The sequence below is a fragment of the Yersinia similis genome, assembly GCF_001053095.1.
Taxonomy (GTDB): Bacteria; Pseudomonadota; Gammaproteobacteria; order Enterobacterales; family Enterobacteriaceae; genus Yersinia; species Yersinia similis.
Genome location: NZ_CGBP01000012.1, coordinates 89,703 through 110,866, shown reverse-complemented (window position 1 = coordinate 110,866; position 21,164 = coordinate 89,703). Strand labels below are relative to the sequence as shown.

The window sequence follows — 21,164 nt, the reverse complement described above, 5'->3', positions numbered from 1 at the left end:
AATCAGAGTCCTCCCGTGAGCGGTGACTGCAACCATTGCATATAAGCTTGTGCGTGACTGGCGAGTGTTTCCGGCTTTTGGCGCCTGGCCCAGTAAATAATCATCGGATTAATCCAATGCATATGGCACATAGCTGCTGTCAATTCGAAAGGACGTAGAATGTCTTCCATCGGGTAACGGTTATATCCCCCAATACGATAAGTTCCCTCCTGCTCACCGGTGGTAATCACCGAGCGCCAGTACTTTCCCGTCAGTGCATGGCCACCAACGCCATTGGCGAAACCACGTGCCAGTACCCGATCCAACCACTCTTTCAGTAACGCCGGGCAACTGTAAGTATATAAAGGATGTTGAAATACAATAACTTGATGTTCACGTAGCAATTGCTGCTCATGATGAATATCAATAAAGAAATCCGGATAATGTGCATAAAGATCGTGCACAGTGACATGTTCTAACTGCTGTACCGGTTGCAGTAAAACCCGGTTAGCGACCGAGTCCTGTGATTCCGGATGGGCATACAGCAGCAAAACCTTCGGCGGCTGCAACATCATTCCCCTCCAAAGCGTCGTCAGGGTCCGGTTTTTCCGTTACCATGCTTCGCAAAGACTAAAAATAGGACACCAATCGTCCCGTTTATACCCAATACCCAACGTAATTGGCATTGCAGGCAGCCAGCAAACACCGCTAATGGGCTTACTCAAGTAAGTCATTAGGATGAGTGAACGCGGCTAACCCCTGCAACTTCAAGTACAAAGGGGATGATAATTTAACATATTCTAAACATACGGCACTCTATGATTGTTTTTTCCTCGCTTCAAATTCGACGTGGTACTCGCGTCTTGCTGGACAACGCCACAGCTACGATTAACCCCGGTCAGAAGGTCGGCCTGGTTGGCAAGAACGGTTGTGGTAAATCGACTCTGCTGGCGTTGCTCAAAGGCGAACTGAGCGCCGATGGGGGCAATGTCACATTCCCCAATAACTGGGCGCTGGCTTGGGTTAATCAGGAAACCCCAGCACTGGATATCCCGGCGATAGAGTATGTTATCGACGGTGACCGCGAATATCGTCAGTTGGAGGCCGAACTTCAGGCCGCCAATGAAAAAAATGATGGCCATGCCATCGCAACCGTGCATGGTAAGCTGGATGCCATCCATGCCTGGACGATCCAATCGCGCGCAGCCAGTTTGCTCCACGGGCTCGGATTTTCTCAAGAAAAACTACAGCAACCGGTACGTTCATTTTCGGGTGGCTGGCGTATGCGTCTTAATCTGGCGCAGGCGCTGGTTTGCCGCTCTGATTTACTGCTATTGGATGAACCAACCAACCACTTGGATTTGGACGCCGTCATCTGGCTGGAAAAATGGCTGAAAAGCTACACTGGTACCTTGGTGTTAATTTCCCATGACCGCGATTTCCTTGATCCTATTATCGATAAGATTTTGCATATTGAACAGCAAACGCTGAATGAATATACCGGTAACTATTCATCGTTCGAACGTCAGCGCGCCACCAAACTGTCGCAACAGCAATCGATGTATCAGCATCAGCAAGAAAAAGTGGCGCATTTACAAAGTTATATTGACCGCTTCCGGGCGCAAGCCACCAAAGCCAAGCAAGCCCAGAGCCGTATCAAGATGCTTGAGCGTATGGAGCTGATTGCCCCTGCACATGTGGATAATCCGTTCCATTTCAGTTTTCGTGCACCAGAAAGCCTGCCAGACCCCTTGCTGCGCATGGATAAAGTCAGTGCCGGTTACGGGGACAACACGGTCTTACAGTCCATTAAACTCAATCTGGTGCCCGGTTCACGCATCGGTCTCTTGGGGCGTAATGGTGCCGGTAAATCAACGCTGATTAAATTATTGGCGGGAACGTTAGAACCGCAAAACGGTGAGATAGCTCTGTCCAAAGGCATTAAACTCGGTTACTTCGCCCAGCATCAGTTGGAGTTCTTGCGGGCTGATGAATCACCGTTGCAGCATATGAGCCGCCTCGCCCCTAAAGAGTCAGAGCAGCAACTGCGCGATTATCTCGGTGGCTACGGCTTTCAGGGCGATCAGGTGACTGATCCAACCGCCCGCTTCTCCGGTGGTGAGAAGGCGCGTCTGGTGCTGGCACTGATTATCTGGCAACGGCCGAATCTGTTACTGCTTGATGAACCCACCAACCATTTGGATTTGGACATGCGTCAAGCCCTGACCGAGGCTCTGATTGATTTTGAAGGCGCATTGGTGGTGGTTTCCCATGACCGTCATTTACTGCGCTCTACCACCGATGACCTCTATCTGGTGCACGACGGTAAAGTGGAACAGTTCGATGGCGATCTGGAAGATTATCAGCAGTGGCTGGTGGATTCACAGCGCCAGCAAAGCCAACAGGATAATCCGGCGAAGGAGCTATCGGGCAACAGCGCACAACAGCGTAAAGACCAAAAACGTCGCGATGCTGAATTCCGCACTCAAACGCAGCCACTGCGTAAGCAGATTATGACGCTGGAAAAACAGATGGATAAACTCAGCTCTGAACTGGCGGCTATCGAGGCACAGCTCGCGGATTCGGCACTGTATGATATTGCGCGCAAAGCGGACTTGACCCAATGCCTACTGCAACAAACGCAAGTGAAATCCAAGCTGGAAGAGACGGAAATTCAGTGGTTAGATGTGCAAGAACAGCTTGAAATACTGACTAAAGAGTTTAGCGATGCCAATATATAATATCGAAAATATAGATATAACATCGCGAATGTAAATATGGCATCGTGAATATAGTCGTGCGAATTGAGTTAGAGTCGCACGACTAGAGCGGCGTGATTTTTCGCGGTCTTATCACGCCCAGAGATTAAAAAATCATGAACAGCGTTGATATCAGCGTCATTGTCCCCGTATACAATTGCGCAAATTATCTTACGGATCTGCTCGACTCACTGCGCAGCCAAACGGGCGTCTCACTTGAGATTATTGCCGTTAACGATGGCTCTACCGATCACAGCCTCGCACTATTGGAACACGTTGCTCATATTGATTCCCGATTGGTGATTATAAATCAGCAGAATCAGGGGCTTTCTGAGGCCCGCAATGTGGGGATCGCCAAGGCGAAAGGTAATTGGATTGCCTTTGCCGATGGTGATGATTGGCTGGCTCCCCATGCCCTGTCAACTTGGTTACAGCAGGTTAAACAGCAGAAGCTGGATGTCTTGATTGGTAACGGCTATCAATTTAGCAGTAACCCCAAGCGAAAACCGGTCACCCCCTTATTGGGTAAACAGCCTTGGGGAGCGACGCTCAATGGTCAACAATGGATTATCCTCAGTGTTAAACAAAAAGAGTGGCCACATTATGCCTGGTTGCAACTGATTCGCCGCGATGTGATCAGCACTCACCAATTACAGTTTATTCGCGATATGCTTCATGAAGATATTCTGTGGACCACCCAATTAGCACTCGTGGCCCAACGCGTCGGGTTCTGTACCACGCCCTTTTATGGCTACCGTACGAATCCTGACTCAATCACTAACTCTCCCTCAATGCAGGCACTCCTACGCCGCGCCAATAGCTACATTGATATTATCAACGCATTGGTTAAGATTGCCGCCAGCACCAAACCACCGGTGCGCGATGCCTTGCTATCTCATGCCAATCAAGAAAGTGGCCATCTTTTAGGGTTATTACGTAAAAAACTACCTGCCTCACCACAACGTACCGCATTGGCAATTCGCTTTATCACATTGGGTCTGCGCCCTGCACTATTCCGTGGTGTAACCAATTTCCATGAACTCTGGCGAGCAATACGTTGCTCATTCTTGATTGGTTCCTATGCCCGGCAGAAGCGCGTTGAATGAATAAGTTACAAATACTTATTCATTACACTGTATTTACCTGGCACATATAAGGTTTAATTAAGCCCTGAAGCAATTAATGTGAATGGACTTAAATGCAGCGCATCTTGGTGATCCGAATTGATTTTCTCGGCGATATGGTTTGTACCACTGCGCTATACATGCGCTGAAACAACGTTGGCCAGCAGCAGAAATCCACGTATTAGCGAATAAATATAATCAATCAGCGCTGGCACGTAATCCTGATGTCAGTGCGGTCCACACTTATGTTTACAGCAAACAATGTGAGAGAAACCAGCGGCCAGGCCGGCTCATGGCCCTTTTTGATCGGCTAGCATTAATTTGGCGGCTACGGCGTTTAGGCTTCGATCTGCTGCTCATTCCCAATGGTGGCATGAACAAAAACAGTATTCAGTTTGCCAAACAGCTCAATGTGGCTGATCGCCGTTGGCATACGGCTGAAACTGAGTTTGACGACCGTAATCCTGAACATGTCGCCACGCGGCCAATCCGTCACGAAGCCCTCTCGGGCTTTACACTGATGCCTGAACTGGGGCGGGTGGACATTGAAACACTTAAGCTGCATATCTACCCAGAGCCACAATTGCAGGCTAAATGGCGAGCAGATCTTGAGGGAAAAAACCGGCCACGCGTCGGGCTATTTATCTCTAATAAATCCGCCCAACGGCGCTGGAGTTGGGATAAGTGGCGTCAATTAGCATTGAAACTCAATGCACAGGCTGAATTGCTCATTTTTCATGATCCCACAGAGCAGCCAACCGAGCAGCAATTAGCGGGGCTGACCGCCCGTTGTCTGTCAACGCCATCCATTGACGACCTGGTGGCGGCCATGAGCCAGTTGGATTTGGTGATTTCCGCAGACAGCGCACCGGTACATATCGGCTCAGCATTGCAAATACCCGTGGTGGCCTTGTTTGAATCCCGGCCAGAGAAGTACCTGCGCTGGTATCCGCTAGGTGTTCACCATGTGGTCGTCCATGCCGGGCCACAGGTTGAAGACATCAATGTTGATGCTGTCGAGTCTGCTGCCCGTTCACTGTTGACCACAGACTAATGACGCCATAGATCAAGGCCGGAACACCGGCCTATCACCCAGAATAGTCGCCCGATGCATTACCCGCCGCTGTGGAAGATAGTCCGCATTGGCATAATGCTGCGTCACACGGTTATCCCAAATAGCGACATCATCTTGCTGCCAGCGCCAACGGACCTGGAACTCCGGTTTAGTGGTATGAGCGAATAAAAAACCCAGTAATGCCTCGCTTTCTTTATCACTCAATCCGATGATTCGAGTTGTAAACCCTTCGTTTACAAATAATGCCTGACGCCCACTCACCGGATGAGTACGTATCACCGGATGCAGTAATGGCGGGTTCTTTACTTTTCCCTGTAACCAGCGCAGGTGCTCTTCTGGCGTGGTGCGGTGCTTGTACTCAGGGAAAGATTTAGTGAAATCGTGTTCGACCTGTAACCCTGCCAATAGCTGTTTAAACGGGGCCGAAAGCGCGTCATAAGCGGCAATTCCGCTGCTCCACAAGGTATCTCCGCCGGTTGTTGGCAGTTGTTTGGCGGCTAAAATCGCCCCCAATGGTGGAGTTTCGATAAACGTGACATCAGTGTGCCAGTTGTCATTATCCGGTGGGTTATCGTCGGCGGTATCCAAAACGATAATTTCTTCACACTCTTGGGTATGCGGATAAACCGGATGAATATGTAAATCACCAAAGCGCCCGGCCAGGTCTCGCTGCTGTAAAGGTGTGATCGGTTGATTACGGAAAAACAGTACCTGATGTTTGAGCAACACATGATAAAGCTGTTCAAACTGGCTATCCCCCAACGGGTGCGCAATATTAATATTTTCAACCAGCGCACCAATATGCGGCCCCAAAGGCGTCACAATCAAACGTTCATTCATTGTTGTTCTCCATACCAAGGCGCTAACCGGCGTTGAATCGCCCGTAAACTTAACTCCATCCCAAAAGCAATAATGGCAATCATACTGATACCGGCAATGACCACATCTGTTGCCAAAAACTCACCAGCGGATTGCACCATAAAGCCCAATCCCCGTGTCGCGGCGATCAGCTCAGCGGCCACCAGAGTGGACCACCCAACCCCCAGACCAATGCGGATACCGGTTAAAATCTCCGGCAAGGCGCTGGGCAGCACCACAAACCATAAAACCTGCCAACGGCTGGCACCTAATGCACGGGCGGCCCTCACTCGAACGAGTGCCACGCTGCGCACACCCGCAACCGCCGCCAACGTCACTGGTGCAAATATCGCCAAATAAATCAGCAGGATCTTTGAAGTTTCGCCAATACCGAACCAGATAACCATCAGCGGTAGATAAGCCAACGGCGGTACCGGACGATAAATCTCAATTAACGGGTCCAACACACCACGAACGTTACTGTTCAGCCCCATAGCGATCCCGGTCGGGACCCCCAGTGCCACTGCCGCCAGCAACGCAACGAAAATCCGCCCAAGACTGGCAGCCAGATGCTGCCATAGCGTGGCATCCATAAACCCTTGTGGGCTGGCAATGGTCCATAGCTGATGCAAAACCTGCTGTGGTGCAGGTAAAAATAACGGGCCGATAAGCTGTAACGCCGTGACTGCCCACCATAAAGCCACCACCGAAGCCAACGTGGCGATACTGATCCACAGCGTCTGATTGGCAGGTAAACGCCGGGGCGTTTTTTTCAGCGCATCAGCAGCCGGCAGATTAATCGCCTGATTACGTAACGTACTGTGCAGGCTCATATCAACACCTCCCGCTGTTGGAAGACTTTACCCAACACGTATTCACGGCGGACGATAAACTCAGGATCCGACTTAATGGCACGGCAAGGTTCGCCATCGGCATAGCGCTGACCAAAATTCAGAGACAACCGTTCAACCACTTGCCCTGGCCCTGGCGATAACAGCAATAGTTCACTGGCCAGGAAAACCGCTTCTTCGATATCATGGGTAATCAGCAAAATTTGCTTGCCGGTATCACGCCAAATGGTCAGCAACAGCTCTTGCATCTGCTCACGGGTAAAAGCATCCAACGCACCAAAAGGTTCATCCAGCAGCAATAAACGCGGATCGACAGCCAGCGCACGGGCAATCCCCACCCGCTGGCGCATCCCCCCAGAGAGCTGCCAGATGAAGTGATGTTCAAATCCCGCCAATCCCACCCGGTTTAGCATTTTCAGGGCGGTTACCCGCCGCTGCTCTTTACTCATCCCCGCCAGTTGCAGGCCAAACTCCACATTACTGACCACATCACGCCACGGCAGAAGCCCCTCGTTCTGGAACACCACTCCCCGCTCGGCACTCGGGCCACTGACCGGGATGTTATCCAACGTGATAGCGCCCGCTGAAGGCGTCATAAATCCAGCAATCAAATTCAGCAACGTGGTTTTACCGCAGCCTGATGGCCCCAAGACCACAACCAACTGGCCGGATGCTATCTGCAATGACACATCCTGTAAGGCCGGTTTTCCTTGATATTCGGCCCATAGGCCACTCACGTTTAACATGATGGTTCCTAAGATTGCGGTGTCGCCTGGATTTCTTTCACAAAACGGTCAGTGACAAAATCACGGTAGTCACTGGCGACTTGAGGGATCTTGCCTTGCTGCTTAAGGAACTCTGCCGTATCGCGGATAGCCTGATCCACTGGCTGACCTAATTGCGTTATCTGTTCAGCCACTGGCAAGTAGGTATTGCCTTTTACCAGCGCCGGAACTTGCTCGGCAGGCACACCACTCAAGCGAGAGAGTGAGGCTAAATACGCTTGATTTTGCAACCACTGATCAGGATTGTTTAGATAAGCGGCTTGTGCTGCCAATGCACTGCGGGCAAAGGCGGTGACAACCTCAGGATGGGCTTTAGCAAAGTCTTTGCGCACTACCCACACATCCAACGTTGGTGCCCCCCATTGGCCCACGTGGGCTGAATCAGTCAGTACCGTGCCGGTTTTGGCCAATTCACTCACGGCAGGTGCCCAAACATAAGCACCGTCAATATCACCACGCTGCCAGGCGGCGGCGATAGCCGGAGGTTGCAAGTTGAGGATGGTGACTTGGCCCGGTTTAATCCCCCAATGCTTCAACGCCGCCAGCAAGCTGTAATGGGCGGTAGAAATAAACGGCACAGCAATACGTTTACCAATCAAATCCTGTGGCGTTTTGATCTCTTTTTTCACCACCAAGGCTTCAGAGCTACCCAGTTGTGAGGCCAGAAGGAAAACTTCAATCGGTACATTTTGGCTAGCAGCGACAGCAAGTGGGCTGGAGCCAATGTTACCAATCTGCACATCACCAGAAGCTAGCGCCCTGACAACACTGGAACCGCTATCAAATTTGCGCCAATCCACGTTAGCACCAGAGAGTTTGGCAAAACTGTTATCTGCCTGCGCGACCTTTGCCGGTTCAGCCGAGGTTTGATAAGCCACGATGACATCGACTGCCTGCGCGCTGGTGGCGAGCAGTAATGAAGCTGGCAGTAACAAGGCCAATAAAATCGTGCGGAGTTGTAAAAAGCTGCGTATTGAAGCGGCAAGGGTTGCCGAAGAAAAGGTTATCGCCATAGTTTACTGACTCCGCTTGGTTAACTACGTCATTAAGGGCTGGGCGCAAGCGCCCTGAAATGACAGTGTTACCCGAGAGAGATAGCAGCATAAAGGAATAAAAAAATATTGTTTATTCCTTTATGCGATAACAGGTGTACTAAAGAATTTACCGGTATCAGTAACTGGCGGCTAACTAAAGTGCAACGTCACCTTTCATGCATTAATGCCAGATCAGTAAAACACAAGCGGCGGTCAGCAAACCCATTGAGATATTAAAGATAAACCAAGCGCGGCGGCTGCCTAGCAGGCGGCCAATCAGGGTGCCAAAACCCAGCCAAATAATCCCTGCCACCAGATTCACCATAAACATCCCCAGACTTATCATCAAAATGGAGTGATTGTAGGCGGCGCCCGCCATGCTGAAACTGGCTACCGATCCTAATCCCATCAGCCAGGCTTTTGGGTTAAGAAATTGCAATAACCACCCCTGATACAAGCGTAGCGGTTTGGCTGGGGCCACATTGGTGTCTAATTTTTCATAGGTTGAAGTGGCAATTTTCCATGCCAGCCACAGCAAATACAGACTACCCAGAATTTTTAATGTCAGATGAAGGGGGGGGTAGATCAAAATCAGGCTGCCCACGCCAAAAGCCACCAGCAGCAGCATACTCTGCATACCTAACATAATGCCTAACATCAACCAGATGGAGCGCATGAAACCAAAGTTAGCACCCGCGGAGGTAAGCAACATATTATTTGGACCAGGGGTAATAGCAGCGACCCAGAGAAAACCTACCATTGACAGAAATAAACTCAGTTCCATGAGATGGGTGCCTCTCACCCAAAATGATGCGCGATATACCCATGAAGCTAACAGTGTGCTATTGATCACACAAGAGCAATCACATAAATCCCATTCATATTATGCATGAGACATTTCGCCCGCTGGCTGGGGCCAGTAACCCACACTTGCAGACGTTGCTACCGCGCCTGGTCAGACGGCATGTGCAACTGCCGCCCTATTGGCAACGGCTAGAATTACCGGACGGTGATTTTATCGATTTAGCCTGGAGTGAGAACCCCGAATTGGCGCGCGAGAAGCCCCGAGTGGTGCTTTTCCACGGTCTGGAAGGAAATTTTTACAGCCCTTATGCCCACGGTTTGCTGCGCGCCTGGCAAGCTGCAGGCTGGCTGGGTGTGGTGATGCATTTTCGCGGTTGCAGTGGTGAACCCAATCGTAAGTCGCGTATTTATCACTCTGGCGAAACCGAAGATGCGAATTTTTTCCTACATTGGTTGCAAGAAACCTATGGACAGGTACCTACCGCCGCCGTAGGCGTGTCATTAGGCGGTAATATGCTGGCTTGTTACCTGGCAAAAAAAGGGAAGAATAGCGGATTGCGTGCTGCGGTGGTGGTTTCAGCCCCCTTAATGCTCGAACCTTGTGCTGACCGCATGGACCAAGGCTTCTCTCGGGTCTATCAGCGTTATTTATTGAATCAGTTAAAACTGAACGCGACCCGCAAGCTATTGCAGTACCCAAATAGCCTACCGGTGAATTTATTCCAGTTGAAAAAATTGCGACGAGTTAGAGATTTCGATGATGTAATAACAGCAAAAATTCATGGATTTAATGATGCAGTAGATTATTATCGCCGTTGTAGCGCCCTGCCACTGTTACCACAAATCCGTGTCCCACTGCTGATTATTCATGCCAAAGACGACCCTTTCATGACCGCCGAGGTCATTCCGAATATCGAGACACTGCCGGACAATATTGATTATCAGCTCACTGAACACGGCGGCCACGTAGGATTTGTCGGCGGCACGTTAAAACATCCACAAATGTGGCTGGAACAACGAATTCCAGCCTGGCTTTCCCCCTATTTGGAGCAGCAGTCATGATCATTCCCTGGCAACAAGTGGGCAGTGAAACACTGGATAATTTGCTTGAAGCCTTTGTATTACGCGAAGGCACCGATTACGGCGAACATGAGCGTTCACTAACGGAAAAAGTCGCAGACGTACGCCGTCAGTTGGTCAGTGGCGAAGCCGTTCTGGTCTGGTCCGAGTTACACGAGACCATCAATATTATGCCCCGTGGTTCATTCCGTGCCGGTGCTGAAGAACAGCAATAATTCGTACTCTTTCACCACGGCACTGAGTTAAAACCACAGTAAAACAAGATGACAAGCCCGTCTCTTTGCCCTAAAAATAACCACTAACAACAAAAAGAATAGGCAATGGTCAGTACCATCACTGCAACCCCATGGAGTTACCGCTAATATGTCAACTAAACATCCGGTTATCGCCGTCACTGGCTCAAGTGGTGCGGGTACCACCACCACCAGTCTGGCTTTTCGCAAAATTTTTCAGCAGTTAGATATTCGCGCAGCACAGATTGAAGGTGATAGTTTCCATCGCTATACCCGTCCAGAAATGGATGCCGCCATTCGTAAGGCGCGGGATCAAGGCAGACATATCAGCTATTTTGGCCCAGAAGCGAATGATTTTGGTCAGTTAGAACAAAGCGTGGCGGAATACAGCAAACACGGTACTGGCCGCTCGCGTAAGTATTTACATACCTATGATGAAGCAGTGCCTTATAACCAAATCCCTGGCACCTTTACTCCTTGGGAGCCGCTACCGGAACCCACGGATGTTTTATTCTATGAAGGGCTGCATGGCGGGGTCGTGACCGAACATCATGATGTCGCAAAACATGTGGATCTGTTGGTCGGTGTGGTGCCTATTGTCAATCTGGAGTGGATTCAGAAATTAGTGCGGGATACCGGTGAACGCGGCCATTCCCGTGAGGCGGTGATGGATTCCGTGGTGCGGTCAATGGACGATTACATCAACTACATTACGCCGCAGTTTTCACGCACCCACATTAACTTTCAGCGTGTTCCCACCGTTGATACCTCGAACCCATTTGCCGCCAAAGCCATTCCCTCGTTAGACGAAAGTTTCGTTGTTATCCATTTCCGTGGTTTGGATCACATCGATTTCCCTTATTTGCTGGCGATGTTACAGGGATCATTTATTTCCAACATCAATACGTTAGTGGTACCCGGAGGGAAGATGGGGCTGGCGATGGAGTTAATTATGGCTCCGCTGGTTCAGCAACTGCTGGAGGGGAAGAAGATCGCTTAACTAATAATAAACTTCGGGTTTTTCTCCAACTAATCCCGTGTTTGACGAAGTATTTAGCCGTTGATGCTCATTTAAAATACTCATTTTTAAGTGGCATCAGCGTGGCCGTTAAATATCACTTTTATGACGGCCTCGAGTCCGTTAAAAAATTCATCTTTAACAACAACCAAGCTTTGCCTAACGGCATAATTTTAGATCGATTACATATTTATTGGGTGCGATAAAAGATTTCCTTTCGCACTTTAAATACCCACCTTCTTTTAAAGAAGAATCCACATAAAAAGAAAAAAACAGACTAAAAACCATCCCCAGAACAGCTATGTACGCAAGTACCTTACCGACATGATCATTATATATTTTTTCATATCCGATGATATACCCACCAGAGACCACAGATAAATAAAATAATAATGGTGAACCAGATAACAACAAAGATACAGCCCAAGAGAAATGCACTTCATCATTCATTTTAAAAAAATTAAAATAATGAGTTAATGAAAAAAACAAAGAAAATGAGGCGACAACAAACAATGATATCGCCCCACAGGCAACCGATATTTTGCTTTTATTAGCCACGACTGTATACCCCCCAAGTATTAAATACTTTATCTGGATGAGGTGAGCGCTGTTATTTTGGCCTAAAAACCCATAACCAAACCGGGTTATGGGTGGTTCGCTATTTACACGACTTCGCGTACCTCAAAGCTGTGGGTAATGGTTGCGGCTTTCCCCAACATCAGAGCAACAGAGCAATATTTTTCGGCTGATAGATCAACTGCGCGCTCCACCACTTTGTCCGTTAACCCTTTACCGCTGACGATAAAGTGCAAGTTGATTTGAGTAAACAGACGCGGGGCTTCTTCCCGACGTTCTGAGGTTAATTTAACCTCGCAATCTCGCACATCGTTACGCCCTTTTTGTAAAATAGAAACGACATCAATGGCGCTACAACCACCCGCTGACATTAATAGCATCTCCATCGGGCTTGGTGCCTTATCGCCCGAATTTCCATCCATCAAAACCTGATGGCCTGACGCGGATTCACCCAAAAATGTTAGCCCCTCAACCCACTTGACTCGTGCTTGCATAACGCCTGCTCCCGGTTAAATTTTCTAATTTAGACTACCCTTTCATTTACAAAGTGGCAATGTAACTGGACGTTCATCATGCTGAAGCGATACAACACAAGACAGTAGCCTCATCCTGTGCTACAAACAGAATCGAAAGTGATGCTGTAGCAATTAAATTAGAGTAGAGATCAATACTCAGTGAAGGGTTTCTATTCGGTACGAACCTTGGCTATACCTTTCGGCAGTTGAGCAAGTTAATATGCTAAAAAGAAAGTGTATTCTATAAGCACGCCGTACAGGGAACTCTGAGCCCTGTTAAGTTAGGCAGCGATAACAACAGAGGATAACAGCGAATGGTTCTCGGTAAGCCACAAACAGACCCGACTCTCGAATGGTTCCTGTCTCATTGCCATATCCATAAGTACCCATCCAAAAGTACGCTGATTCACCAGGGTGAAAAAGCCGAAACGCTTTACTACATCGTGAAAGGCTCCGTTGCGGTGCTGATCAAAGATGAGGAAGGTAAAGAGATGATCCTCTCCTATTTAAACCAAGGGGATTTCATCGGCGAGCTTGGACTCTTTGAAGAAGGCCAAGAGCGCAGTGCTTGGGTGAGAGCAAAAACGGCCTGTGAAGTGGCTGAAATTTCTTACAAAAAGTTCCGTCAACTGATTCAGGTCAATCCAGATATCTTGATGCGCCTCTCTTCACAGATGGCGAATCGCTTACAAATAACATCGGAGAAAGTGGGTAACCTCGCTTTCCTTGACGTTACTGGACGCATTGCACAAACACTGCTTAATCTGGCAAAACAACCTGATGCCATGACCCACCCAGATGGAATGCAGATCAAAATTACCCGCCAGGAAATTGGTCAAATAGTTGGCTGCTCCCGCGAAACTGTGGGGCGTATACTAAAAATGCTGGAAGATCAGAACTTGATCTCCGCACACGGTAAAACGATTGTCGTTTACGGCACCCGTTAATTCCCTCTAAAAACCGGCGCTAAGGCTGAAGCTATTAGCGCCGGTTTTTTCCGTTTTCTGTGAGTAATAAATTTCTGGGGCCTATATGAAGTGGCAACGGCTTATTTATCATCCTGAAGTTAACTACGCACTACGCCAAACATTGGTCCTTTGCCTACCGACAGCGTTGGGGTTTGCTATCGGTGATTTACGGCTTGGCTTGATGTTTTCCCTGATACCTGCCTGCTGCAATATTGCCTCCCTGGATACACCGCACCAACATTTTTTCCGGCGTCTGATTATTGGCGGCGTACTCTTTACACTGAGCAGTTTCCTGACTCAACAACTGTTGCTGTGGCATATCCCCTTACCTATGATTATGCTCGGGCTGGCATTGATAGTGGGTGTCAGCGGTGCGATTAGCCCACTGAATGGCCGTCTACTTCCTGCTGCATTGATCGCCGCTATTTTCAGCCTCAGCATGGTGGGCCGCGCCCCTATCTGGCAGGCACCATTATTCTGTGCCGTGGGGACACTTTGGTATGGCGTATTTAACTGGTTGTGGTTCCGGTTATGTAAAGACCAACCTATTCGTGAGCCACTGAGCCAGCTTTATCATTTATTGGCCGATTACTGTGATGCTAAATACAGCCAGCTTACCCAGCATCTTGAACCCGAAAAAGCGATACCGCCGCTACTCGACAGACAACAAGGAATGATGGATAAAGTTAATCAGCTTTATCAACAGTTTAACTTGTTGCATAACACCTCCAAGAAAGAGCAAAAGCGATTGTTGGGACTGTTTCAGATGGCGCTGGATTTACAAGAGCACATTACTGCGGCGCTGAATCAGCCAGAAGAAATGCAAGAACTGATAGAAAAGACGCCCATAGAAGCGGTGACCCAAAGTAATGCGCAAATTATTTCAGCCCAAATGCGCGCCATAGCTGATGAGATTCTCTATCACCGCCACACCGCAGAACACTTCACCGCCGGTGCACCTTTAGCCGAGCTGGAAAAGATCGCACAACAAAATCCCGGCAATCCAGTGGCACAATTTTGTTACTACCACATTAGCCATATCACCCAAATACTGAGCGACCGCCGTCCACTGTATAACCGCGACTTGATGTCCAGTCAGTTATCGCAACCTTTCTGGCCTGCTCTGGTAAGTTATTTGTCGTTTAAATCCAGTGCGCTACGGGATGCCGCCCGAATAGGTGTGACATTGGCCGCAGGCAGTTATATTGGGGCGTTGATCAACCTACCCAAACCCTATTGGATTTTGCTCACAATAATGTTGGTGACGCAAAACGGCTATAACGCGACGCGGGTACGGATCCATCACCGTGCGTTGGGCACCCTGGTAGGGCTGGTGCTGGCGGCGGGCTTGCTGCACCTACAAATGACGGAAATCACCACCCTCGGCATCATGTTACTGATCACACTGCTGTCTTATTTAGTACAGCGTAAAAATTATGGTCTGGCGGTCGTAGGTAGAACGATAACCGCCGTGTATATCTTGCAGTTATTGACTGGGGAAGGCGCTAACTTTTTAGTCCCACGTCTACTGGATACCTTGATCGGTTGTGCCTTGGCACTTGGCAGTGCGCTATGGCTTTGGCCTCAGTGGCAGAGCGGGTTGTTGCGTAAAAATGCCCATCAGGCGCTGGAAGCTTATCAGACGATCCTGCGTTTGCTACTGAACCCTCATCCTGACATTACGCAATTAGATTATGAGCGTTTTAACGTGAATAAGGCCAGTAACACCGTTTTAAGTTCACTAAATCAGGCAATGCAAGAACCGGGATTCAATTCAAAATATTTGGCAGATATGCGTCTTTGGGCCACCCATAGCGAACTGATTGTTTGCCATATCAATGAGATGACAACGCTGATCAGAGAGAATCCATTGACTGAAGTGGACTCACTATCAACCGATGGTCATACACTAATGAGTACTAAACTGGCCGCAAACTATTTGCAGCTATGTGAGATGGCCATCCAGCAGTGCCAACAACGGCTGGAATCGGATAATCTTGAGGACAATGATAGTTTCGTTCAGATACCTGATATGGCTCCAGATACGCAAGCCACAGAGCTAGAACGTAATTTACGCAGGGTGCTATCACACTTAAACGTGATGCACACCGTTTCTGCCATGGCATGGCAACAGCAGCCACATCATGGCATATGGCGCAGCCGGAGATTACGGGATAATACGTAAAAAGAGAGAGGCTAGCGCCTCGGAGGTTATTGACAAAGTGCCCGCGACGGAGAGAACAGGCAGATCGTAAAGACGCCGTAAATACATCCATGTAGGCTCGAGCCGCGCCATCCTTGGCGCGGACTCTTTACTCTTCTGCCTATCCTCACCGTTCAAGAGTGAGTCATCGGGGTTTGTCAGCAGTCTGAGAGGCTAGCGCCTCTCCATAACGCGGTTATTGGCTGCTTAGCCTTCGATCACGCTCGCAATTGCTTTCTCCAACCGCGCCATCCCTTGCTGAATATCCTCCAACTCAATCACCAGCGAGGGCGCTAAACGCAGAACATCCGCGCCAGCATTGAGGATCATCAAACCGTTAGCGGCAGCGGCGGCCAGGAATTCACGCGCCTGTCCCCGATATTGCGCGGTTAACTCCGCACCAATCAGCAGCCCCATACCACGAATATCACTGAAAACATCATACTTGCTGTTGATGCTTTGTAGCGCCTGCACAAACAGGCCATGGCGCTGTTCAATGCCATTAAGTACCTCAGGTGTATTAATCACATCTAACGCCGCCTCAGCGACCGCACAGGCCAGAGGATTACCCCCATAGGTGGTGCCGTGGGTACCCACCGTCATCACTGAAGCGATCTCTTCGGTCGTTAGCATCGCACTGATTGGGAAGCCACCGCCCAATGCCTTCGCAGTGGTAAGGATATCTGGCGTCACACCATAATGCATATAGCTAAACAGTTTGCCGCTACGTCCCATGCCACTTTGCACTTCATCAAACACCAGCAGGGCGTTATGTTGATCGCATAAGGCGCGCACCCCTTGTAGGAACTCTGGCGTAGCGGAAGTGATCCCGCCCTCTCCCTGGATAGGTTCCAGCACCACCGCACAGGTGTGATCATCCATCACCGCTTTCACTGCTGCCAGATCATTAAACGGGACATGGATGATATCCGCAGGTTTCGGGCCAAAACCATCGGAATACTTCGGCTGACCCCCGACAGAGACCGTAAACAGGGTGCGACCATGGAAAGCATTGTGGAAAGCAATAATCTTGGTTTTATAGGGGCTATGACGCTCAATAGCGTAATGGCGAGCCAGCTTAAATGCCGCTTCATTCGCTTCAGCACCCGAGTTGGCAAAGAAAACCCGGTCAGCAAAGGTTGCAGCAATCAGCTTCTGTGCTAAACGCAGTGCTGGCTCATTGGTAAAAACATTACTGGTGTGCCACAACGTTTCACCCTGCTGATGCAATGCGGACACCAGTGCCGGATGGCAATGGCCCAGTGCGGTAACCGCAATGCCACCTGCGAAATCAATGTACTCCATACCTTGTTGATCCCACACTCGGCTGCCTTTCCCTTTTACTGGGATAAACTGCGCTGGTGCATAAACAGGCAAAATGACCTGATCGAATGTGTTGCGATTCACTGCTAACTTATCTGTCATTACGCTGCCCATCCTAATAAACCACTAAGCTGTCATTTATTGACATGTGAAAATATACTCACAAAATATGCATAAAAAATCATCAGCAAGCAAACGATAAATGATGTCGTTAGATAATATTGACCCAACTGATTAATTTTTAAGAAAATTATCCAGTAATTGATGGCCCTGTTCACTGAGAATACTTTCCGGATGGAATTGCACCCCCTCCAGTGGCAATGTGCGATGGCGAATGCCCATAATCTCATCCATCTCACCGCCCCGCTCCGTCCAGGCGGTCAGCTCAAAACAGCCCGGTAGGGAATCACTGGCAATGACTAAAGAGTGGTAACGAGTCACCGTCAATGGCTGATTAAGCCCACGAAAAACCCCTTGCCCGTTATGGCAAATCGCCGAGGTTTTGCCGTGCATCACCTGACGCGCACGTACCACGCGCGCGCCAAAAGCCTGCCCCAGAGCCTGATGGCCAAGGCAGACCCCCAGAATCGGCAGTTTATCGGCAAAGTGGCGGATAACCGCCAATGAGATCCCGGCCTCGTTAGGGGTACAGGGGCCGGGAGAGATCACCACGTGTGAGGGGGCCAGTTGTTCGATATCCGCCAGTTGCAACTCATCGTTGCGCTTAACCATCACCTCTGTACCCAGCTCACAAAAATACTGGTACAGGTTGTAAGTAAATGAATCGTAGTTGTCGATCAATAACAGCATATTTAACCTAATAAATCAGGAGAAAGGGTGCCATAGTCGGTACCGGATGGTCTATTTTATCTCACCACATCCCGTTATTTCTTAATAATTAATAAAAATCATTAGGAATAAAAATAATAAGCAATATTGGAGAAAATTATTTTTCTTAGTATTCTAGTTACATATTTTCTAACGGAATGGAGATAAATAAAATGGGATATACCTACCCCGCTGTTGCTGGTAGCCAACAGAACGACAAAAAGAACGTTGAAATTGCCCTTGCCTCTTTGAAAGGGACAGCAGTTAATTTTGCGGTACATAGCATCAAAGAAGCTCGTGTTCGTGAACAATATCTCAATGACATTAGAAAAATGTCGCAAGAATTCACCCAAGCTGTAGATAGTGGCTCAATGACGTCCAAAGAGGCCGTACTCAAAGCCAATACAATGCGTAACCATATTCTCAATCTTTCGCGATTAAAAAGCAGCCCTGTTGGTCGCGCGTATGCCATGTCACTGAAACGTGAGGGCAAAACGATGTCACAGCTAACAGAACACTATGCCACTCGACTGTATCGTCGCCCATTTAATAAACTCAGTGAGGGGCAACAAGCGTCAGTATTTAAAGAGATCGTACAAGCATCAGGCAGAGATCGCGGAGCAGCCAGCTCACTGGCTAAAGGCATAGGAGTTGCAGGACAGCGCATTATATTTATTTCCTTTGCTGTCGCAGCATATGAGATTTATCAATCTGAAGACAAAACGGCTGAAATCTTCCATCAGGGCGCTCTTGCTACCGCGGGTGTTGCTGGGGGCTGGGCGGCAGGAGCAGGTGTTGTCGCTGCCGGGGTTTGTGTGGCAACAGCACCGATGTGCGTGGGAGTGGCTGCCATCACCGGGGGCATCCTCGCAGCAGCAGGAACTGAAATGTTATATGGGACGATCTTGCCTACCCCTTAAAAGGAGTACCCATCATGAACTTTACTGAAGATGAGTTATCACGCCGTATTCCGGTATGGTACGCCCTATCTGACCTCTTCACCGCTCGTGAATTACAAGACTACGATTATAAATGGATGGCTGAAGTTCTCAATGCCTCCGGTTATTCTCGAGAAACGCTATTCGAGATATTGGATGAAGAGGTCGCCCCAGCCTTGCTGGGCAATCTACTGTTTAACCCTACGCCCGTGATAGATGGCTGGGAGCAAAAAGAGGTGAAGGACTTAGTCCTTCGTCATCTAAATAAAAAGTTAGCGTTAATAGAATGGTTCATTCCCCATGTATTTTTGCTAAAAAAAAGACAAAACATTATTCGTAAAGAGCGAGCGCTTCTATCTGAAGCACTTGATGAATATTAGTTATCTACGAATCTATATATTAAAACGCAGGCTAGCGTTTGCGCCCCCCCGTAATTGACCCCAAAACACCGCGCAAAATTTGCCGGCCTAAATCCCGTGCCATGCTCTTGGCCGCAGTCTGCACAATACCGTCCCGCTTACCGCCTCGCGGCCCCGTGGAACCAAACAGTAAATCATTCAGCCCGCCCATTAAGCCACCACCACTACCCTGCTGATTCGTCGGTTGCTGAGGAACAGAAGGCTCCCCTTCAGCGGTACTCCCCATGGTAGAAAAGCCCCCCGCCGATAACTTCTCATAAGCAGACTCGCGGTCAACCATCTCTTCGTAGCGACCATACAGTGGGGAATGATTTATTGCGTGATTACGTGCTGTTGCATCCAACGCGCCCATTTTTGATTGCGGTGCGATAACCATCGCCCGTTCAACCACATTAGGCCGCCCTTTCTCATCAAGGAAAGAAATCAGCGCCTCGCCGACGCCCAACTCGGTAATCACCTGCTCAGCACTGAATGCCGGATTAGGCCGCATCGTCTGGGCTGCCGCTTTAACCGCCTTTTGATCCCGTGGGGTAAAAGCGCGCAGAGCATGTTGTACCCGGTTACCCAGTTGACCAAGGATCTTATCCGGGATATCCAGAGGATTTTGTGTCACAAAGTAGATACCAACCCCTTTCGAGCGGATCAGCCGCACCACTTGTTCAACCTTATCCACTAACGCCGCCGGGGCATCCGTAAATAACAAATGGGCCTCGTCAAAGAAAAAGACCAGTTTTGGCTTCTCCACATCACCCACTTCCGGTAGCTGTTCAAAAAGCTCGGCCAATAGCCAAAGCAGGAAAATGGCATATAACTTTGGCTGATTAATCAGACGGTCAGCAGCCAGTAAATTGATAACGCCCTGCCCGTGGCTATCTGTTTGCATGAGATCGTGAATATCCAGCATCGGCTCGCCAAAAAATTGATTGGCACCCTGCTCTTCCAAGGTGAGTAAACCACGCTGGATCGCGCCGATAGAGGCGGAGGTAATATTGCCGTATTGCGTACGGAACTGTTTCGCATTGTCCCCGACATACTGGACGATAGCACGCAGGTCTTTCATATCCAGCAACAGCAGGCCGTTGTCATCGGCGATTTTAAATACCAGTTGCAAAACACCACTTTGCACATCATTTAAATCGAGTAAGCGGCCAAGTAAGAGCGGCCCGAGATCCGAGATTGTCGCCCGGATTGGGTGGCCTTTTTCAGCAAAGATATCCCAAGGCACAATCGGACATGCCTGTGGCTGCCACTCCGTGACATTGATCGCGGCCAGGCGGGCCTGTAGTTTTTCCGAATTCACCCCTTCAGCCCCGATACCGGATAAGTCCCCTTTCACATCCGCCAGAAATACGGGCACACCAATGCGAGAGAACTGCTCAGCCATCTTTTGCAAGGTGACGGTTTTACCCGTGCCAGTCGCACCGGTAATTAAGCCATGACGGTTTGCCAATGCCGATAAAATCACCAAATCCCGTGAAGCGAGCTGGATTTTCTCGGTAACCAGCGCTTTCCCAATAAGTAATGCGTTACTCATGATCTTTTTACTCCATCGCGGCAGAGGCTGAGGTAGAAACAGATAGCTTGATTATATACCCTTCATACTTGAAGCGGTTGGCGTGTTAGCTGTGGAGTTAGCTACACTGACTCACGTCAGTGATTCAGGGGATGATGGGGTAATTAAGGTAAGACGGCTAACAAACTCTGAAGACTCGCTCTGAAACGGCGAGGATAGGCAGGGAGAGTAAGGCGTCCGCGCCAAGGAGGGCGCGGCTCGTGCCTACATAGATGTTATTT

At 49.2% G+C, this 21,164-nt stretch carries 20 protein-coding genes and 1 pseudogene; 10 read left to right on the top strand and 11 right to left on the bottom strand.

Translation table 11 applies throughout. The features are described from left to right. Positions 1–2: 2 nt before the first annotated feature. Positions 3–551, bottom strand: coding sequence for a glutathione-regulated potassium-efflux system ancillary protein KefG (gene kefG / locus AC971_RS11025; protein WP_025381741.1), 549 nt, complete (start codon positions 549–551; stop codon positions 3–5). Between the two features lie 246 nt (positions 552–797). On the opposite strand from kefG, the gene AC971_RS11020 reads away from it, so the two are divergent. The 3 genes and pseudogenes from AC971_RS11020 (at position 798) to AC971_RS11010 (ending at position 4,916) form a co-directional block, all read left to right on the top strand. Then, positions 798–2,720 (top strand): ABC transporter ATP-binding protein, encoded by a 1,923-nt coding sequence (locus tag AC971_RS11020; RefSeq protein WP_025381742.1) that lies wholly within the window; start codon positions 798–800, stop codon positions 2,718–2,720. Between the two features lie 134 nt (positions 2,721–2,854). Further along, a complete protein-coding gene (locus AC971_RS11015; protein ID WP_025381743.1) occupies positions 2,855–3,844 on the top strand; it encodes a glycosyltransferase in 990 nt (329 codons plus the stop codon). 92 nt (positions 3,845–3,936) lie between these two features. Continuing rightward, a pseudogene (locus AC971_RS11010) lies at positions 3,937–4,916 on the top strand (glycosyltransferase family 9 protein). A 12-nt stretch (positions 4,917–4,928) separates the two neighbouring features. Here the strand turns inward: AC971_RS11010 and tauD are convergent. From tauD to AC971_RS10985, 5 genes are all read right to left on the bottom strand, one after another. Continuing rightward, positions 4,929–5,777, bottom strand: coding sequence for a taurine dioxygenase (tauD, locus tag AC971_RS11005; protein WP_025381744.1), 849 nt, complete (start codon positions 5,775–5,777; stop codon positions 4,929–4,931). After that, complete coding sequence (gene tauC, locus AC971_RS11000; RefSeq protein WP_025381745.1) at positions 5,774–6,628, bottom strand: taurine ABC transporter permease TauC; 855 nt, start codon at positions 6,626–6,628, stop codon at positions 5,774–5,776. The genes tauD and tauC overlap by 4 nt, the downstream gene beginning before the upstream one ends. Further along, the gene (gene tauB / locus AC971_RS10995; protein WP_025381746.1) at positions 6,625–7,392 is read right to left on the bottom strand and encodes a taurine ABC transporter ATP-binding subunit; all 768 of its coding nucleotides are present in this window, start codon (positions 7,390–7,392) and stop codon (positions 6,625–6,627) included. The genes tauC and tauB overlap by 4 nt, the downstream gene beginning before the upstream one ends. A gap of 8 nt (positions 7,393–7,400) precedes the next feature. After that, positions 7,401–8,366: a taurine ABC transporter substrate-binding protein gene (tauA, locus tag AC971_RS10990; RefSeq protein ID WP_315850761.1), complete on the bottom strand. Its 966-nt coding sequence runs from the start codon at positions 8,364–8,366 to the stop codon at positions 7,401–7,403. Between the two features lie 280 nt (positions 8,367–8,646). Beyond that, complete coding sequence (locus tag AC971_RS10985; protein WP_025381748.1) at positions 8,647–9,249, bottom strand: LysE family translocator; 603 nt, start codon at positions 9,247–9,249, stop codon at positions 8,647–8,649. A 101-nt stretch (positions 9,250–9,350) separates the two neighbouring features. On the opposite strand from AC971_RS10985, the gene AC971_RS10980 reads away from it, so the two are divergent. The 3 genes from AC971_RS10980 to AC971_RS10970 all read left to right on the top strand — a co-directional run bounded on the left by AC971_RS10980 (position 9,351) and on the right by AC971_RS10970 (position 11,582). Beyond that, complete coding sequence (locus AC971_RS10980; protein WP_025381749.1) at positions 9,351–10,331, top strand: hydrolase; 981 nt, start codon at positions 9,351–9,353, stop codon at positions 10,329–10,331. Further along, entirely contained in the window at positions 10,328–10,564 is a 237-nt protein-coding gene (locus tag AC971_RS10975) for a YheU family protein (protein WP_025381750.1), read from the top strand. The genes AC971_RS10980 and AC971_RS10975 overlap by 4 nt, the downstream gene beginning before the upstream one ends. A gap of 148 nt (positions 10,565–10,712) precedes the next feature. Continuing rightward, positions 10,713–11,582 (top strand): phosphoribulokinase, encoded by an 870-nt coding sequence (locus AC971_RS10970; RefSeq protein WP_025381751.1) that lies wholly within the window; start codon positions 10,713–10,715, stop codon positions 11,580–11,582. A gap of 177 nt (positions 11,583–11,759) precedes the next feature. Here the strand turns inward: AC971_RS10970 and AC971_RS10965 are convergent, their stop codons facing one another. After that, on the bottom strand, positions 11,760–12,158 hold the full coding sequence (locus tag AC971_RS10965) for a DUF1240 domain-containing protein (protein WP_038402050.1): 399 nt from the start codon (positions 12,156–12,158) through the stop codon (positions 11,760–11,762). A gap of 104 nt (positions 12,159–12,262) precedes the next feature. Beyond that, positions 12,263–12,670 (bottom strand): OsmC family protein, encoded by a 408-nt coding sequence (locus AC971_RS10960; RefSeq protein ID WP_025381753.1) that lies wholly within the window; start codon positions 12,668–12,670, stop codon positions 12,263–12,265. A gap of 335 nt (positions 12,671–13,005) precedes the next feature. Here AC971_RS10960 and crp point away from each other — a divergent pair, with 335 nt between their 5' ends. Together crp and AC971_RS10950 are read left to right on the top strand one after the other, a co-directional pair. Beyond that, positions 13,006–13,638, top strand: coding sequence for a cAMP-activated global transcriptional regulator CRP (gene crp, locus AC971_RS10955; RefSeq protein WP_002212297.1), 633 nt, complete (start codon positions 13,006–13,008; stop codon positions 13,636–13,638). A gap of 85 nt (positions 13,639–13,723) precedes the next feature. Then, positions 13,724–15,844: a YccS/YhfK family putative transporter gene (locus tag AC971_RS10950; RefSeq protein ID WP_025381754.1), complete on the top strand. Its 2,121-nt coding sequence runs from the start codon at positions 13,724–13,726 to the stop codon at positions 15,842–15,844. Between the two features lie 225 nt (positions 15,845–16,069). Here AC971_RS10950 and argD read toward each other — a convergent pair whose 3' ends face one another. Continuing rightward, a complete protein-coding gene (gene argD / locus AC971_RS10945; RefSeq protein ID WP_025381755.1) occupies positions 16,070–17,287 on the bottom strand; it encodes a bifunctional acetylornithine/succinyldiaminopimelate transaminase in 1,218 nt (405 codons plus the stop codon). 132 nt (positions 17,288–17,419) lie between these two features. Further along, the gene (locus AC971_RS10940; protein WP_025381756.1) at positions 17,420–17,995 is read right to left on the bottom strand and encodes an aminodeoxychorismate synthase component II; all 576 of its coding nucleotides are present in this window, start codon (positions 17,993–17,995) and stop codon (positions 17,420–17,422) included. 191 nt (positions 17,996–18,186) lie between these two features. Between AC971_RS10940 and AC971_RS10935 the strand changes: the two genes are divergently transcribed. After that, positions 18,187–18,933: a hypothetical protein gene (locus tag AC971_RS10935; RefSeq protein WP_025381757.1), complete on the top strand. Its 747-nt coding sequence runs from the start codon at positions 18,187–18,189 to the stop codon at positions 18,931–18,933. A 14-nt stretch (positions 18,934–18,947) separates the two neighbouring features. Continuing rightward, positions 18,948–19,331: a DUF7079 family protein gene (locus AC971_RS10930; protein WP_025381758.1), complete on the top strand. Its 384-nt coding sequence runs from the start codon at positions 18,948–18,950 to the stop codon at positions 19,329–19,331. A gap of 31 nt (positions 19,332–19,362) precedes the next feature. Here AC971_RS10930 and AC971_RS10925 read toward each other — a convergent pair whose 3' ends face one another. Then, positions 19,363–20,904, bottom strand: a complete 1,542-nt coding sequence (locus tag AC971_RS10925; protein WP_025381759.1) for a helicase HerA-like domain-containing protein — start codon at positions 20,902–20,904, stop codon at positions 19,363–19,365. Positions 20,905–21,164: the final 260 nt, after the last annotated feature.

What these genes read in the sequence shown, in the direction of transcription:
- kefG (WP_025381741.1), bottom strand. Translation starts at nt 551, where the DNA reads ATGTTGCAGCCGCCGAAGGTTTTGCTGCTGTATGCCCATCCGGAATCA.
- AC971_RS11020 (WP_025381742.1), top strand. Translation starts at nt 798, where the DNA reads ATGATTGTTTTTTCCTCGCTTCAAATTCGACGTGGTACTCGCGTCTTG.
- AC971_RS11015 (WP_025381743.1), top strand. Translation starts at nt 2,855, where the DNA reads ATGAACAGCGTTGATATCAGCGTCATTGTCCCCGTATACAATTGCGCA.
- tauD (WP_025381744.1), bottom strand. Translation starts at nt 5,777, where the DNA reads ATGAATGAACGTTTGATTGTGACGCCTTTGGGGCCGCATATTGGTGCG.
- tauC (WP_025381745.1), bottom strand. Translation starts at nt 6,628, where the DNA reads ATGAGCCTGCACAGTACGTTACGTAATCAGGCGATTAATCTGCCGGCT.
- tauB (WP_025381746.1), bottom strand. Translation starts at nt 7,392, where the DNA reads ATGTTAAACGTGAGTGGCCTATGGGCCGAATATCAAGGAAAACCGGCC.
- AC971_RS10985 (WP_025381748.1), bottom strand. Translation starts at nt 9,249, where the DNA reads ATGGAACTGAGTTTATTTCTGTCAATGGTAGGTTTTCTCTGGGTCGCT.
- AC971_RS10980 (WP_025381749.1), top strand. Translation starts at nt 9,351, where the DNA reads ATGCATGAGACATTTCGCCCGCTGGCTGGGGCCAGTAACCCACACTTG.
- AC971_RS10975 (WP_025381750.1), top strand. Translation starts at nt 10,328, where the DNA reads ATGATCATTCCCTGGCAACAAGTGGGCAGTGAAACACTGGATAATTTG.
- AC971_RS10970 (WP_025381751.1), top strand. Translation starts at nt 10,713, where the DNA reads ATGTCAACTAAACATCCGGTTATCGCCGTCACTGGCTCAAGTGGTGCG.
- AC971_RS10960 (WP_025381753.1), bottom strand. Translation starts at nt 12,670, where the DNA reads ATGCAAGCACGAGTCAAGTGGGTTGAGGGGCTAACATTTTTGGGTGAA.
- crp (WP_002212297.1), top strand. Translation starts at nt 13,006, where the DNA reads ATGGTTCTCGGTAAGCCACAAACAGACCCGACTCTCGAATGGTTCCTG.
- AC971_RS10950 (WP_025381754.1), top strand. Translation starts at nt 13,724, where the DNA reads ATGAAGTGGCAACGGCTTATTTATCATCCTGAAGTTAACTACGCACTA.
- argD (WP_025381755.1), bottom strand. Translation starts at nt 17,287, where the DNA reads ATGACAGATAAGTTAGCAGTGAATCGCAACACATTCGATCAGGTCATT.
- AC971_RS10940 (WP_025381756.1), bottom strand. Translation starts at nt 17,995, where the DNA reads ATGCTGTTATTGATCGACAACTACGATTCATTTACTTACAACCTGTAC.
- AC971_RS10935 (WP_025381757.1), top strand. Translation starts at nt 18,187, where the DNA reads ATGGGATATACCTACCCCGCTGTTGCTGGTAGCCAACAGAACGACAAA.
- AC971_RS10930 (WP_025381758.1), top strand. Translation starts at nt 18,948, where the DNA reads ATGAACTTTACTGAAGATGAGTTATCACGCCGTATTCCGGTATGGTAC.
- AC971_RS10925 (WP_025381759.1), bottom strand. Translation starts at nt 20,904, where the DNA reads ATGAGTAACGCATTACTTATTGGGAAAGCGCTGGTTACCGAGAAAATC.